The organism is Dyadobacter soli (assembly GCF_900101885.1).
Lineage (GTDB): Bacteria > Bacteroidota > Bacteroidia > Cytophagales > Spirosomataceae > Dyadobacter > Dyadobacter soli.
In genome coordinates, this window is record NZ_FNAN01000007.1 from 50,045 (window position 1) to 66,683 (window position 16,639).

The window sequence follows — 16,639 nt, forward strand, 5'->3', positions numbered from 1 at the left end:
AAATGGCCCATTTCATTTCCCTTAATGATTTTTCCTCGTTTCGATTGCTACGATTGCCTCGCCGTGGGCACCGAGATAATACTTGAACAAATCCGGGTAGAGCTTGATACCATTGTCTGAATTGGTAAATATTACCAGCGCTTTTTGGGATTTTGGAAGAACCACCGCAATGGTATGAACGCCGGGATCGTGCCCTCCATGCGACAATGCGTACGCGCCATTCGTCGCGAGATTTCCGACCGGGTTTCCGACCGGGTTTCCAACCGGGTTTCCAACCAGATCGTAGATTACCCAGCCGAGCCCCATGTATGAATTCGCTTTCCGTTCCACCTGATGGCTGGCCATTTCTTTGAACAAAGCCTCGCTGAGTCCCCCGCCGTTCAATATCCAGGTTATAAATTTGCAGTAGTCCGTAATGGTGGTTTTAAGTAAATCCGCCGCATTAGGTTCCGTATTTCTGACCACTTCCAATTGTTTTCCTTCCGCATTGAACGGGTAAGCGAAACGGCTTTCGTCTGCGGCATTCCAGGTAAACCGCGTGTCGCGCATTCCCAGCGGCGTGAAGATGATCGAATCGGCGAGCTGTGCCAGCGAACGCCGAAACTTGCTTTCCAATGCACGTCTCAGATATTCGAAGCCTTCACCTGAATACTGGTGCTTCGTCCCGGGGTCGAACTGGAAGCCAAGCTTGCCGGTGGGTAACTCTGAACGCCAGTTGGGAAATCCGGTGCGATGTGTGAGGATGTCCCGTGTCGTAAGTCGTCCGCTCCGGGGGTCGTCCTTCACATCCGGATCTGTGAAGTAATGCGCCAGGGGCTCGTCCAACTGCCATTTCCCTGCATTCACTAGGTTCAGCGTCACCATGGCCGTGATCGTTTTGGTCACAGAAGCTACGTTGAAAACTGCATCTTTCCGGGAAGGAACGCCGGCTTTCAGTTCCCCGAAAACATTCATTTGCTTCACCTCGCCATTTTCAAGGAAACCAACGGCCAGGGCAGGGATATTCTTTTCTTTCAACCATCGGGTCACTGCCGGTGAATCACTCATATCCGGCATCGCGCCGCCGGGTTGGGCTTTGGCTGATGTTATCGCCATGAAAAACAGCATGGTAAAACAGGCTAAATGCAGCAATGAAGGCACTTCCGCCTTAATACTGGAAAGTTTTGTAGGGATCGGCATCGCAAAAGTCTTTTTGTTTCTTTTATTAGAGCACTTATCCGACTTTTCGGTTACAAAATCCTAGCCGCCGACCACATCCATGAAACCTACCTTTCGCATCTACCTTGCTATCATCCTTGTTCAAACGGTCGCCAGCCTCGCACAGGCGCAAAGCCAAAAGTCTGCAACTGGTCCGGACCCCCGCACTATTCTCTGGAAAATTACAGGCCCACGTTACACCAAACCTTCCTATTTGTTGGGAACATTCCATCTGTCGGATGCGGAGTGGCTTTTGAAGAAGCCCGAAATGAGCAAGGTCATCGACAGTACCGAATACATTTTGAACGAAGCATTTAGCACACAGCCGGCGGTCGCGGTAAAAAAGAAATACGTATTGAAAGCATTGCCGCTGCTCGATCCCAAACAGTTTCAGACGCTGGACTCATTCTTTGTGGCAAGAGTCGGCGAGGGCATCCGGAACAACCCCGACGCCGAAGCAATGACGGTGGCGGAAATGGGATCGATCATTATGGAAACGCTGGTATCGGGAAGCGACAAGCCCAACGCTATTACGAAATTCATCGACAAGGATTTATTTGACTTGTACATCAAGCTCGGAAGGCAGGGCGACCAGTTGGATCGGATGAAAGTCGTCGATTTCGACTCGTCGGAAATCGATCATGCAAGGCAGTATATGGCGCGCGCCATGCACTATATCGTCGGCAGCGATAAACCGGATTGGAATCCGTACCATATGACGGACTTAGAAGGCTCGCTAGCGAACTACAAAGCGATGAAAGTTGAATATCACCTGGACGGATATTCTAAAGACACAAACACCATAACCTATTTCGATTTCATCCCGCTGGATCAGAGAAACAAGGACTGGATGCCCAAAATTACGGCTACCATTTCGACCAAACCCACCCTCATCGCCGTCGGCCTAGGCCATTTGTATTACCAAACCGGGCTCATCGTGCTATTAAGAAAACAAGGCTACCGCGTCGAGCCGGTGTTGTTTAACTAATTCTTAACCGCTGCTTTTAGAATTTTAAATACTTTTACTTTCAGTTACAAAACTGAACCGCCATCAATAATTTCCAAAAACACCTGAGTCAGATTGTGCCGCTGAGTGAACAGGCTTTGGCGGCGATCGATGGCATTACCGTGCGCAGGACCGTGCCTAAAAATACGCGGCTGTTCGAGCATGGGAATGTCTGTCACGAGTTTCATTTCCTTGAAAAAGGGCTTGCCCGGGTTTTCTATTATAAAGACGGTAAGGAAATCACGGCGTGGTTTGCGTCTGAAAATCAGCTCGTGAGCGCAATCGACAGCCTTTTTACGGGAAAGCCTTCGTCCTACAACATCGAAATCATTGAAGATGCGGTGCTATGGAGCCTTCAATTCAGTAAAATCGAGCCGGTGTTTGAAGCCTTCCCGGTCGTAGAGCGGCTAGGACGACTTTTGATCACCGAAAACTACCTTTTGCTGGATGAACGGATGAAGTTATTCGCGTTTTGTTCGGCGGAAGAAAGGTACGAGCGGCTGGGAACGCAGATCCCGGAAGTACTGCGGCGCGTCAAACTGGGGCACATTGCCTCCTATCTGGGGATTTCGATGGAACACCTCAGCAGGATCAGGGCAGGACATAAAAACAAAGGGAACGCCGGACATTCTGTTTAATATAACCTTGTGGTTTTGAGATAGTTTTGGTATAATTATTGCTATTCGCTCTCAAACTCTGAAAGTTATGGAAAACGTCAAACCCATTGTCCAGCAGGTGATCAAAATCTGGCGGCTTCACAAGACGCTGCAACTGACGCTCACGATGGCCATGCGCCAGGAAATCCCTTTCCGCCTCCGCAAGCTACTGAGCCGCGATTACATGGTTTGTTCGCTATTGAAGAAAGAAATGGCCAACTTTTACGATGCGCTCAAATGCTGCATGCAGGATGCCTGCATCATGCGCCCCGATACGAAGGCTACGATGGTAGTGGATGTGAAAGGCAACGTGGAGCTGGCGGTCGGGAAAATCGTGCATGTGCACCGGCAGGTTATAACGGAATACGAAATATTGCTTGGCCTGGCCGAGGGATCGAACCTCAACCTCTCATTGCTGCGGCAGCACCGGAAACAGATGGCACGAATGACCGATGATCTTTCGGCCCAGTCGAATGAACCGGCGCCGGAAGATCATCGTCAAACATACATTCCTGTGGAGCACTGACCGTCAACGGATTGCCCATTTTACTTTACCAACAAAAGGATCGGTGCCGACGACATATTTGCCGCCCTTTTTCACCAGCGTAACCGCTTTCACGCTGTCCTGACCGGGCAGAAAAAGCGGTACTTTCGCGGAAGCCGCGTTACTGAAATTTCGTAATTCAATATTCGCCCAATCTATCTCACCCGTAGATTGGGCTACTTTTACCTGCGGCAGCACCGCTCCCTCACGAACCAGCATTACCACATCCAGCTCGCCCGCGGCGATCTCGTGCCAGCCGCTTCCGTAAGTCTTGCCGGTCTGATAGTCGGTCCACTGGCCTTTCGGCAGGTACACATTGCGTGTTTTACCGGTTTCAAAAAGCGGCGCCACGAGTATTTCCGAGCCGAGCATATACTCATTATCGACCATCCACGCGCCGGGATCGCCGGGAAATTCCACCAGCAATGCACGCACCATCGGCAACCCTTTTTCCGACGCGATTTTGGACTGGGTATAAATGTAGGGCATGAGCCTGTACTTCATCTCCACCGCTTTTCGGAAATAGTCCTGAAAATCCTCTCCGTACTCCCACGGCTCCTTGGGTGCCTGCCCGTGTGTGCGCGTATGCGACGCGAGCAGCCCCATCGGCAACCAGCGGCGGTAGAGGTCTTCGGGCGTTTTCATGGTAAAACCGCCGATATCGTGGCTCCAAAACGTAAAACCCGACAACCCGAGCGACAAGCCGCCGCGCAGCTGCGCTTCCATTCCCTTATTCGTCGTTTCGGCATCGCCGCCCCAGTGGATCGGGTAACGCTGGCTGCCGGCCCAGGTGCTGCGTGCCCAGATGATGTTGTCGCCGGTCATTTTGCGGGTAAGGTCGGCCACGATCTTGTTGTAGCGCAGCGGATAGAGGTTATGCTCGTAAAACCCGGTGCGCCCGGAAGCATACACGCCCGACAATGGCGCCGCCTCCCCGAAATCGACCTTAATAGCCGAAACGCCCAGTTTCAGAAGCCCCGCGATTTTGTCCTCGTACCATTTGACCGTATTCTCATTCGAAAAATCAAGTACCGCATCCTCATAGGGCAACGTCCCATTGCCGTTTTTTACAGCCAGACCCTTGGCCACGATTTCGGGGTAAAGGTCATTTTTTGGAACAAAATAAGGCAGCTGCCAGAGCGACGTCCGGAAACCCTGTTTTTTCAGGTCGGCAATCATGCCTTCCGGGTCCTTGAAACGGCTTGGCGCGAACCGGTAGTCGCAGCGCCAGTCGGTTTCGAACCAGCCGGTATCGAAATGGATCACGTCGGAAGGAATGCGGTTCTGGCGGAGTTTAGCGGCCACATTACGGCCATCCTCCTCCGAGAAATAGGTAATGCGGCTCATCCACAACCCGAACGACCATAATGGCGGCATGGAAGCCTTGCCTGTTAGGTCGGTGTAGGCGTCGAGAATGTCTTTGGGCTCGCCGAGAAATACAAACAGGTCGAGGTTTTCATCGCCGATCTGCATTGCATTCGACTCGCCGTAAGTGGCCCCGAAATCGCAGGTAATGGGCGCCGTAGTGTGCATGAACATCCCGTATCCGCGTGAGCTCATGTAAAAAGGAATGGGCTTGTACATGGTCTGGGTTTCGACGCCGTTGGGGTCGTGCGTCCAGAGCACGAGCTTCTGCCCGTTCTTGTCCAGCCGCGTGAACGACTCGCCGCACCCGAATATCTTTTCATCGGGCGAAATCGAGAATACGGCGGCCACGCTGCGCGAGTAATCAGAAGCCCGGCGGACGAACGAGAACGGCAATGTAGGCGTATAGGATGCCTTGCCGTCAGCCTGGCTGCGGGTTTGGGTCAAAATTTTGCCGCTGGCATCGCGGATGAGGATTTTCCAGGGGTTTTCATAGATCGTCACCGAACCGTAAGCGCCGGTGTACTGGTGCCCGCCGCTGATTTTACTGTGTTTCCAGGAAGCATCTTTACCCGGCTCGCCCGTGAGCATGAGCGACGTGCCCGTTGCGGGTCCCTGCGAGCCCGTGTTCGCGCGGATGCGTACCGTACACGGGGAAGTGAATTCAATGGAAAATGGTAGAACAGGGTCCTGCGCATATTCAATGGCGGGAAACTCATTGCTGAACGACCGCTTGTAGCTCAGCATCGAGTTGTTGAAATTATGGGCTGCAAACGGTTCGTTCCGCTTCCATTTGATCTTGCCCGAACCGGTAGCCGCGTCGAAGGCGGCGAGGCTATCGGCGAAGAAAATGGTATTGGAAAAATCACGGAAATCGCCGCTGATATCGACCGGCTCGTTAATCAGCCTGCTATGCTGGGCAGTGGCGTTGAAATGGGTGAATATCAAGAATAATAGTAACAGGCTGCAAGCCTTAAGCCGTAAGCCGTAAGCATTAGACTTTAAGCTATAAACTCTAAACTCATAGCTATAAACTTTAAACTCTAAGCTACAAACTTTGAACTCTAACCTATAAACTCTAAACGCTAAGCTGTAAGCGCTGCTACGGGGTGGACGCTTTAAATCGTACATGGGGTGCTTTTCAAATGTGGTGCCCGGCATTACCGGGCAATGATTTTCCGGCCACCGGAGGGCAACCCGGCAACAGCATTGCGAGCGCCCAACCGATGGCGGATAAAATATTGTTCGGCATTGTACCTACTTCTGCACAATCCGGAAATTGTCGACACTGCCGTTGAAAGACGCGATAGCCACATCCGCCGAACCGAACGATACTTTCAGGTCGGTAACTTTGGACACGTCGGCAATGGTGGAGCCGGAACCATTCTTGAACTCGGTAAGCTCGATGACAGCCGTTCGCCAGCCGTTGGTGAGGTAACCGGCCGATGCGTATTCGGTGGAATTCCAGGGCTGGAAAGCGTAAACGTATTCACTGCCGCCGGCGGAGATGGTAATGTCGTACTTTCCGGCTTTCCAGGGTTCGGCAATGTTGTGTTCAAATTTGAATTGCCGGGTTGCGGCGTCACCCGCGGGTAGCTTGAAATCGAAAGTGCAAGTGGAGAACACCCAGCCGTCGTTGTAGCCGGCTGCGGGCAGTTTGGTCTGCTTAATCCTCGAAAACTTACCCGAAATGGCCTGCGCATCGGTAGCGGCAACGATTGGCGCGCCGCCCCAGCACACTTCCTTGTCCCAGGTAGTGGCCGGCACATCGAAATTGACCATATTGCCGGTTACGAGGTCGTTTATTTTAAAGTTCGTTTTGGCACTACCAAACTCCCCTTCCACGGTGATAATGCCCGTAGCAGCCGTTGCAGGCATTTTAGCGGTGATTTGCTTCACGGTCGAGCTCACAATCTGCAATGCCGTGGTACCCAGCTTCACCGTCTTCACATTATAGAAGTAATCGCCATTGATCACCACATTCCCATTCGCTTTCACAAATTCCGAATACAAGCCTGAAATGACCGGTACCGGCGCCGTCAGCACGAAATCATAGGTAGCTTCGCCGCCTTTCGTCACGACTTTGATCTTATTCGGCACACCCGCGTCCACCGCTTTGGTGGGCGCATTGGCGGGAATGGTGATGACGATATTCGAGTTACTACCCAAGGCGGAGTTAAAAGTCGCTTCGAAGTCATTGAAATACACTTTCAGCACACTAGCCAGGTTCTGGCCCTGGATCACGATCAGGCTCCCGGGCTCGGCGGCATTCAGCGAGCTGTCGGCTTTGGTGGGATCGAGCAGGCGCACATTGCTGATCGCGGGCGCGCCGTCGACGTCGTCGTCGTTACAGCTCTGGAAAAAAAGCAGCATACCCGCCGCCAGCAGCATTCCCAGCCCTGTTTTTAGGATATTTTTCAAATTCATCGGGATCACAGATTTGGGTTAGTCGACTAGTTTGCTGAAATCAAAAGCGACCGGCTCGTTTTTCAACGAAGGCGCATTCACGATCTCGCTTTCCGGGAACGGCAGGTAAAGCGTGGCGTCCGTGAGCGGGTAATATTCCGCCGGCGAATAGGTCACATTGTATTTTTTAGGATTGATAGAGCCCGCCGTATAGGTCATCGTGTAGTTTTCCTTATGCTGCGCAGCGGTGTAAGCAATCGCCTTCGCCGGGTTGAAATAATACCAGCGCACCACCTCGTTCCACGAATTGCCCTCGAATACGGTTTCTACTCTTCTTTCCCGGAAAATATCCTCGAAAGTCAGCGAGGTTTTAGCAGGCATACCCGCTCTTTTGCGCACGGCATTGAAGTATTCCAATGCTTTGGCGTCGGACGTGGTAGCGCTGTTGCCCAGCACCGCATCGGCGTAGATCAGGTACACATCGGCGAGGCGCAGCATGTAGGAATTGATATTCGCCGCCATGAAACCGCCCAGGCCGCCATTGTCTGCGGGGGAGCCGATAATGTACTTCTTAATGGCCGACAATGCCGCCGGACGGTTGTATTTGAGCCCGCCGGTGCCTTTCTGGATATTCGGATAAACATCGGTATCGAACATCGCGATAGCTTTCCGGCGGAGCGAATCAGCCGGATTTTCGGTGAAATACTTCACAAGATCAGCCGATAGCCCCTGCGCCGCGCCCCAGCCGTCGCCGGTGCCGGTAATGTTGGCATCGTAGGCGAAATACGCCTGAAACGAGTTGTTAACGCCCCACGGGCTGCTTACAGGCATCCATTGCAGGGAGAAGAGGCTCTCCGGATTGTTCTTCGAAGCATTGTTGTTCGCGCTCTCGAACAGCTCCGCATATGTAGGCGCGAGGGCGAGACCACTTTTGGTGATCACGCTTTCGGCATAGTATTTCGCGCTGTCGAGGTCCGACTGGCTGCGCGTCCCGTTCTGGTTCAGGCCCGAGCGCATGAGGTACATGCGGGCGAGCATTCCTTCGGCCGAATATTTGGTAAGGCGGCCTTGTACTGCCGTTGCAGGCAGGCTTTCGGCGGCGAAGCGGTAATCCTGAATGACGAGCTTCCAAACGTCCTCAATGCGGTTACGAACGGGCGGCGTGTTGAGCTGCGCCACATTGTCGTACACGATGGGCACGGCGCCCCAGTTGGTCACCAGGTAATAATAGGCTGTGGCGCGCATGAAACGACATTCGCCCAGGCCCTGTGCTTTTACGGCGGCCGAAGCGGTGCTGCCCTGTGCTTCCTTGATCGCCTTGTAGGCATTGTTGCTCTGCGCGATGATCTTGTAAAACGACTTGTAACCCGGCAGCAGCGTATTCACGTCGGTCGACGGAATGGCGTGCTTGATGTAGGCCGTGCGGTCGTTGGAGTTGAGGTTACCGGCGCGGGCTTCCTGGAATGCCATATTGGCCTTGTCGTTGAAATCGAACCATACGATGTTGTACAGCGGCGCGGTACCGGCCATGATCTCGTCGTCGGTTTTGTAAAAATTACCCGAGGTGATCGCGTCCAGCGGCGGGCGGTCGAGGAAATCTTCGCCGCATCCCTGCAAGAGCATCATCGCCCCGATCGCGGCTATGAATCTGATTTTGAATTGCATATAAATATCTTTAAAAAATTGACTTTGAACCGGCCGGCTTAGAAATCAGCCAGCAAACCGAATGAATACATGCGAACCGACGGGTAACGGCCCGTATCGATGCCGGCCATGACGGTACCGCCATAGTTCACCATCCCGATCTCGGGGTCGTAGCCTTTGTACTTCGTGATTGTGAACAGGTTCTGTGCCCCAACCGAAGCCCGCAAGCCGCGGATAAAGAAGTCTTTCAGCATCGATTTCGGGAAGTTGTAGCTGATGGTGATGTTTTTCAAACGCACGTAGCTGCCGTCCTCGATGAAATTGGTATTCATCCGGTTGTTGCCGTTCGGGTCGCCCGGCGCGATACGCGGGATGGTATAACCCGGGTTGGTGAGCGTCACGGTTTCCGCGTCTGCTGCATTGTAGCTGCTCGGGCGGGCGTAGTTCGCCACCGATTTCCACTGGTTGCCGAACACCCCGCCGTTGCCGGGCACTTCGGCACGGTAGCGCGGGTAGTTGAGAATGTCGTTTTTGAAGCTGCCGGTGAGGAATGCATTCAGTTCGAAATTCTTGTAAGTCACATTGTTGTTGAAACCGAGGGTAAATTTCGGCCAGGGGTTACCGATCACGGTACGGTCTTCGGCATCGATCACGCCGTCGCCGTTCAGGTCGCGGAACTTGGTATCCCCTACCCAGCTACCCGTTGCCGGGTTGATCGTCATCTGACCGTTGGACGTCTGGATCGCGTGGTTTTTGATGTCGTTGGCATCCTGGAAAAGACCGTCGGCAATGTAGCCGGTTATCATACTCGCAGGCTGGCCCACTTCGGTTTTGAAACCTACTGAAGTCGCATTCCAGATCGGCGTGATCGGGTTCAGCAGTGAGGTCACCTTGTTGCGGTCGAATGAGAGGTTAACCCCCATTTTCCAGTAGAAACCGCCTTTGTCGATGTTCACGGTATTTAATGTAAAACCAATACCCCGGTTTTTCATCGAACCTGCATTCACTGCCGGCCAGCTCAGGTAGCCCGGCGAGTAGGCAATGTCGCCGCCGTAGGTGAACGGATAGGAGTTCACGGTAATGAGGCTGGTGATATTTTTAATATAAGCATCTACAATCAGCTCCACGCGGTTGCCGAACATATGCAGGTCGAGTCCCCCATTGATCACATCGTCCTTTTCCCAGGTCAGGAACTCGTTGGCGAAGTTGGACGCCAGGAAGCCGGTTCCCCAGCCGGTAGGCACGGTTTGCAATGTCGAGAAAATCGCATTGCCGCCGCTGCCCTGGTTACCCGATCGCCCGATCTCGAAGCGCAGTTTCAGGTCGTTGATTTCCTTCACGTTTTTCAGGAAAGGTTCTTCCGAAATGCGCCACGCGGCCGATACCGCCGGGAAATTGCCCCAGCGACGGCCTTCGCGGAATGCCGAGGAGCCGTCCATCCGGTAAGTTCCCTGCAAGAAATACTTCTCGTTGAAACTGTAATTCACACGGGCAAAATACGATTCGCGCGAGCTGGCGCCCTTGCCACTGTTGTTGCTCACGTTGGAAATCACGGAAGCGTCACCGCCCGAAAGCTCTTCGATCGTATTGGTAATGAACTTCTTGCGTGTACCCGTAAGCGACTCGTAGGTCGATTCCTGCGCCTCGTGGCCGGCCATGACATTAATGCCATGGCGCCCGAGTTTCAGATCATAGGTTAACCGGCTATGCAAGCTCCACCAGCTGTTGGTATTCACCGAGCGGGTCGAGGTAGCCGCGTCCTGCGACACCACGTAACCGCCAATGGTATACGACGGGTGGAATGAGTAGTATTTCAAAAATTCGGCGCTGCCGTTGGCTTCCGTGTGCCAGGTGAGGTTTTTCGCCAGTTTCACATCCGCGAACAGGCTTCCCAGGATCGAAGTACGGCGGTTGTAGTCGTTGTAGATCTTCGAGATCATCACCGGGTTCGTAAACTGGAACTGCGTCGAAGTCGGGCCACCCCAGCTACCGTCCGGATTGGTCACCGGTACGCTCGGGTTTTGGTCCAGAGCAAGCTGGATAATGCCGCCGTTGTTGGTATTCACTTTTTCCTCGGTGATACCCACGCTCATATTCGCGCCGATTTTCAGCCAGCTGCGGGTCTGGTTTTCGAGGTTCAAGCGGGCATTATAGCGTTTGAAACCCGATCCTTCCACGATCCCTTTCTGGTTGAAATACTCTCCCGACAGGTAATAGGTCGATTTCTCGGTACCGCCGCTGAGTCCCAGCGAGTACTTTTGAAGGGTGGTAGGCCGGAAAAGCGCGCTCTGCCAGTCGGTACCATTGCCCAGTACCGACGGATCGGCAAACTGCGGCTCCGTAGCCGTGCTGCCCACCGCGGCTGCTTCATTTCTAAACTGCGCATACTCGCGCAGGTTCATCACATCGATATGCCTCGGCTCCGACTGGCTGGTTACCAGCGAGTTGAATGTAATTTTCGCCTCGCCTGCCTTACCGCGCTTGGTGGTGATCATCACCACGCCATTCGCGCCCACGGCACCGTAAATGGCCGTTGCGGAAGGTCCCTGCAAGACGTTGATCGTTTCGATATCGTCGGGGTTGATGCTCGACAGGATGTTGGAAAAGCCGGTCGGGCGGTTGTTCGGGTCGTCCTTCATATTGTCCGGCTTGATCTGAACGCCGTCGATCACATACAATGGCTGCGTGGTACCCGTGAGCGAGCTCAGACCGCGGATCAATACCGACGGCGCGGCACCCGGCTGGCCGGAGTTTTGCTGCACGAGCACGTTCGCCGCGCGTCCCTGCAAGCCCTGTTCGAGGGAGGTGTTGATGGTTTTGCTCAAATCCTTGCCCGAAACCGTCACCTGCGAGCTGGAAACGTCGGTCTTTTTCATTTCCCCATATCCTACTACCACCACCTCGTCCAGCGCGGAAATGCTTTCTTTCAGTTTAATGTCGATTTTGGTTTTGCTCCCTACCGCCACTTCCTGCGTCTCATACCCGATGAAGGAAAAAACGAGCGTGCTGCCCGCTGCCGCCTCGATCGAAAACGCCCCGGTGGTGTTGGTCGTCGTACCGTTGGACGTTCCCTTCACCACCACGCTCACGCCGGGGATACCATCGCCCTGTTCCAGGCCCACGACCGCTCCCGTAATGACTCTTTTAGCTTCCGACTGCGCAAATGCGCCGACGGCCGTACCCATGATCCCCAGTGACAGAAGGAGAGGTCGTAGCAACCCGGCCAGCAAGCGCAAAGGCCGCAATGCCCGCCTTGTTTCGTACAAATTTTGTTGCATGTTGTTTTGTTTTAAAAGTGACTATTGGTCCATCCCGATTTAGACATTTCCGATATCCCGGGGTAGCACATCGGACAATGGGACAAATCGAATGAATAGTTGGACAAATGTGTCTCTTTAAAGCATGCTGCAAGGGGTTCAAATGTTTACAAATGGGGGTTCATTTGTAAACCAGGGCAAAAAATCGCGCTATTTTTTCGCCATTTATTCCAGTTTGAGAATGTGCAAGAGGTAGGAACAGGTGAGCAAGTAATGTGCAGGCGTTTGCAAACGGATATGAGAGTATCCGACTGGCGCGTTGTATTATTCCAATATACAGCTATACCTGGGTAGCCTGCTTCCGGCGGTATTCGGTAGGCAGCATCTGGTACGCTTCCTTGAATAGCTTCGCGAAATATTTGGGATTGTTGAAACCCACCTGGTAGGCGATCTCAGAAACCGTGAGCTGGCTTTTTTCGAGCAGATCGGCCGCCCGGCGCATGCGGATAATGCGGATGAATTCAACCGGCGTTTTGCCCGTAAGCGAAAGGATTTTTTTATACAAATAAACCCGGCTCATGGCCATCGCCTCGCTGAGCTGCTCCACGGTGTACTCCGCATTGGCCAGGTTTTCCTCGACTACTTTCACGGCGCTGTTCACAAACTGCTCGTCCATCGACCGTACCGCTATTTCGCTCGGACGGATTTCGACGTGCTGCTGGAACTGCCGCTGCAACTGCTCCCGCTGCAAGATGAGGTTCGAGATCCGCACCCGCAGAATGTCCAGCCTGAACGGCTTGGTCACGTATGCGTCCGCGCCGGTCTGGTAACCCTGCAACTGCTGCTCGTCCTCGGCGCGCGCGGTGAGCAGCACCACCGGAATGTGCGAAATGCGACGATCCGTCTTGATGGTCCGGCAAAGTGCAATGCCGTCCATTTCGGGCATCATCACATCGCTTACGATGAGGTCCGGGATGTGTTCGAGGGTCATGTCGAGGCCAATTCGGCCATTAGCGGCTTCGAGAATGCGGTATTCCTGCTGAAATACTTCTTTGAGATACTCCCTGAACTCGTCATTGTCCTCCACGAGCAGGATCAGGGGCTTTTCCTTGCCGGCCTTTTCTTCCGAAAGCGTTACATCAATGGTAGGCGCTTCCGCAGGCTCCACGCTCGCTATATGCGCGGGTTCCACGCGGGCAAGGCTTTCGCGTAAAGGCAATGTAACGGTAAATGTGCTGCCCCTGCCCTCCTCGCTGTGCAGATCGAGGGTACCGTCGTGCATTCTGACGAACTCCGAGGCAATGGAAAGCCCGATACCGCTGCCCTGGTTCATCATATGCCCCGGCACGGGGTGTTGGTAAAACCGGTTGAAAACCTTCTGCTGCGCTTCGGGAGGGATGCCGATCCCGGAATCTTCGACGCCGACCTCCAATGCCTCCATCCCGTCCTGCGCAACCGTACGGAGCCGCACCGTTACCTGGCCATTCTCCGGCGTGAATTTGAATGCATTCGACAGCAGGTTATACATTACTTTGGACAATTTATCCTGGTCAAAATCCGCATAGCGCGATTCCAATGCACTTTCGAACCGGTACCGGATGTGCTTGTGCTCCGAAAGGTCGGAGAACGTCTGGGCGATTTGCCTGATAAACTGCACAATGTCGCCGCGCTCGGGCAGGAACCGGGTTTCTTCCACTTCCAGCTTCTTGAAATCGAGCATTTGCGTCACCAGGTTAAGCAGGCGCTGGGCATTGCGGTGCACGAGCGAGAGCTGCCGGTGCACGGTATGATCGGAACGAATGCCGCGCAGCAAATTTTCCAGCGGCGTGAGCATGAGTGTGAGCGGCGTGCGGAACTCGTGGCTTACATTGGTAAAAAACCGGATCTTCATCAGGTCCAGCTCATGCATTTGCTGGGCGTAATGCCGCTCCTGTTCCAGCTTGAAATTCATCCGCTCGCGTTCGATCAGCACCCAGCGGGCAATCATCAATGCCCCGGCCACGAGTAAAAAGTAGAGCAGGTAAGCCCAGGGCGTCTGCCAGAACGGCGGTAGTATCCTGATTTCCAGCCGCCGCTCGGTCACAGCGCCGCCTTCTTTGGTTTTAACCTTAAATGTATAAGTACCCGGATCGAGGTTGGTATAAGTGACGCGGCGCGTGTTATCGGCCTCGAACCATTGGTCATTAAAGCCCTGCAAAGTGTAGAGGTAATGGTTTTTTTCGGGATGAAGGAAATTCAGCGCCGCGAATTCGATCGTGAAGACATTCTGGCTGTGTTCCAGCACGATACGGTCGGTGATCGAAATGGATTTATCGAGCTCCGGGGCGTCGGCCGCCACTGGCGTGCCCGGACGGATACTTTTGTTAAAAACCTGAAAATCCGTCAGCACCACTTTCGCGTCCGTACGCTCGTCGCTCACGCGTGCGGGATCGAAGATCGAGAAGCCATTGGCACCGCCGAAAACGAGCTCGCCCGAGCGTAGCCGAAGCGCCGCATTCTCGTTGAAGCCGCGGCCCTGCAAGCCGTCGACCTCGTTATAGGTACGCACCTGGAAAGGCTGGGCGGCTGCTCCCGAAACGCCTTTCCCGCCTTTGGTAACCTGCCAATTTACCATACCTTTCGGGGTACCGAGCCATAATGTTTGCCGGGCGTCGACGAGCACGGTCAGAATGGAATTGTCGGGCAGGCCGTGGCGGGTATCGTAGGTCACAAATGCATTCCGCGCGGGGTCGAAGCGGTTGAGGCCTTCGGAGGTGCCGATCCATATGGTACCGGCATTGTCCTGCGCGAGCGAGGTCACGGCGTCGCTGCTGAGCCCGTTACGATCGCCGGCTCGGTAACCATAATGCACAAACCGGCCGGTCTGCCGCATCAGCACGTCGATGCCGTTCGCGGTGCCGATCCAGAGATTGCCCTGCCTGTCTTCGAGCATGGCCGAAATGTAATCGGAACGGACCGAATTCGGCGCCATATTTCGGTAATGCCGGAATGTCTTCGATTGCCGGTCGAACAGGTCCAGGCCGTCGGCCATCGTGCCGACCCACAGCCGTCCGCGCGAATCTTCGAATATTTCCCACACCCGGTCGTCGATCAGGCTAGTGGAATCGGCCGGGTCGTGCAGGTAACGGGTAAACCGCTCACCATCGAAACTGTTCAAACCGCCAAAATAGGTTCCGATCCAGAGCACATCCTGCCTGTCGAGGAACAGGCTCACAATCACATCGTTACTCAGGCTTCCGGCATCGCCCGGCTTGTTGCGGTACTGGCGGAAACTGTTGTTTTTTCGGTCGAAATAAATCAGCCCGCCGCCATTGGTACCGACCCACAAATTACCTTTCCGGTCTTCGGCAAACACATTCACATCGTCGAACGGCAAGCTGGCAGCGTCGCCGGGAAGGTGGCGGACGAGCGAAAACCGGAAAATATTCTGGTGGTAATTACAAAACCCCTGCTTGAAAGTACCGGCCCAGATCATGCCCGTGGCATCCTTGTACAATGCCTGAATGCTGTTTTGACTGATCGTGCGCGGGTCGCCCGGGTTGGAGCGCAGCGTGGACACGCGGCCGGTTTGCTTATCGAGGATGTTGATGCCGCCGTGGTCGGTACCGATCCAGATCCGGCCGTCGGGCCCCGCTATCATGGCGCTTACCGCATTGTTGCTCAGCCTGAAATCCGGCCCGGCGGTGCCCGCAATGCGTAATGTGTTCTTTTTAAAATCAAAATTGAATGCACCCACGGCCGCTTTCACAATATACACCCACGGCTCGCCCTGCCCATCTACAAACACCTTGTGGTTGGACAGTTTGCCGAGGTTACGGCGCTGTAATACTGCACTTTGAATGTCCATCGCTTGCGTACCTGCATTCACTCGTGCGAGAAAACCGTCGTCGCACACCACCCAGAGATTTCCCTGCGCATCCTCGTCGAAATCGGAGATCGCCCGGGTACCAGGCCCGTCCTGCGCAGGCGGGAACTGGATTTTAACCAGCTGCTTCGATGCAGTGCGGTATTTCAGCAGCCCCAGCTGGTTATGGCTAATCCAGTAATCGCCCAAGCGGGTTTTGATAATGCGGCTGAAATCGGCATCGCGGAGCCCGAAACGCTGCGCGGCGCGGTTGGCATTGTGGTCGATCGTTTCGGTAACGGGGTCATAGATGTCGAATCCGAGGCGGGTACTGATCCAGATAAAACCCTGCGGATCTTCAAACAATGCATTGACCTGATGGTCGGAAATGCTCGTCGAATCGGCCGGGTCGTGCTTGAAAACCCGGAAAGAATAGCCGTCGAAGCGGTTCAGCCCGTTGGCGGTACCGATCCACACAAACCCGCGGCTGTCTTTCAGAAAACAATTGACCTGGTTATGGGAAAGTCCCTTTTCGGTATTATAGCGAACAAACTGGTAGTCGGGGGAGCCGCCCGCATCCGGCTGGGCAATACCACCTCCCACCCATCCGACAAGCCCCACCAGGACCAGACATATGTTGACTACCCATCGCTTCATTTCCGTGAAGGTAGCATCGTTTTTCTTCAAAAAGAATTCGAAATTGTTACATTAAATTGCCTG

General features: G+C 54.0%; 9 protein-coding genes. 3 read left to right on the forward strand and 6 right to left on the reverse strand.

The annotated features are described in order from the left end of the window. Positions 1-21 precede the first annotated feature (21 nt). Positions 22-1,179, reverse strand: coding sequence for a serine hydrolase domain-containing protein (locus BLQ88_RS12395; RefSeq protein ID WP_090149945.1), 1,158 nt, complete (start codon positions 1,177-1,179; stop codon positions 22-24). Between the two features lie 79 nt (positions 1,180-1,258). On the opposite strand from BLQ88_RS12395, the gene BLQ88_RS12400 reads away from it, so the two are divergent. From BLQ88_RS12400 to BLQ88_RS12410, 3 genes are all read left to right on the forward strand, one after another. Then, positions 1,259-2,185 (forward strand): TraB/GumN family protein, encoded by a 927-nt coding sequence (locus BLQ88_RS12400; RefSeq protein ID WP_090149948.1) that lies wholly within the window; start codon positions 1,259-1,261, stop codon positions 2,183-2,185. Positions 2,186-2,280: 95 nt separating this feature from the next. Then, positions 2,281-2,841 (forward strand): Crp/Fnr family transcriptional regulator, encoded by a 561-nt coding sequence (locus tag BLQ88_RS12405; RefSeq protein ID WP_176884981.1) that lies wholly within the window; start codon positions 2,281-2,283, stop codon positions 2,839-2,841. A gap of 67 nt (positions 2,842-2,908) precedes the next feature. Continuing rightward, positions 2,909-3,385: a hypothetical protein gene (locus tag BLQ88_RS12410; RefSeq protein ID WP_090149954.1), complete on the forward strand. Its 477-nt coding sequence runs from the start codon at positions 2,909-2,911 to the stop codon at positions 3,383-3,385. Positions 3,386-3,388: 3 nt separating this feature from the next. On the opposite strand, the gene BLQ88_RS12415 is transcribed toward BLQ88_RS12410, so the two are convergent. The 5 genes from BLQ88_RS12415 to BLQ88_RS12435 all read right to left on the reverse strand — a co-directional run bounded on the left by BLQ88_RS12415 (position 3,389) and on the right by BLQ88_RS12435 (position 16,606). Beyond that, positions 3,389-5,716, reverse strand: coding sequence for a glycoside hydrolase family 31 protein (locus BLQ88_RS12415; protein WP_229212681.1), 2,328 nt, complete (start codon positions 5,714-5,716; stop codon positions 3,389-3,391). A 309-nt stretch (positions 5,717-6,025) separates the two neighbouring features. Then, positions 6,026-7,195 carry a glycan-binding surface protein gene (locus BLQ88_RS12420; protein ID WP_143016833.1) on the reverse strand — a complete coding sequence of 390 codons (1,170 nt, stop codon included), beginning with the start codon at positions 7,193-7,195 and terminating at the stop codon, positions 6,026-6,028. Positions 7,196-7,213: 18 nt separating this feature from the next. Then, the gene (locus BLQ88_RS12425; RefSeq protein WP_090149960.1) at positions 7,214-8,839 is read right to left on the reverse strand and encodes a RagB/SusD family nutrient uptake outer membrane protein; all 1,626 of its coding nucleotides are present in this window, start codon (positions 8,837-8,839) and stop codon (positions 7,214-7,216) included. 38 nt (positions 8,840-8,877) lie between these two features. Continuing rightward, entirely contained in the window at positions 8,878-12,096 is a 3,219-nt protein-coding gene (locus tag BLQ88_RS12430) for a SusC/RagA family TonB-linked outer membrane protein (protein ID WP_090149963.1), read from the reverse strand. Between the two features lie 319 nt (positions 12,097-12,415). Continuing rightward, entirely contained in the window at positions 12,416-16,606 is a 4,191-nt protein-coding gene (locus BLQ88_RS12435; RefSeq protein WP_090149965.1) for a two-component regulator propeller domain-containing protein, read from the reverse strand. Between the last annotated feature and the right edge of the window lie 33 nt (positions 16,607-16,639).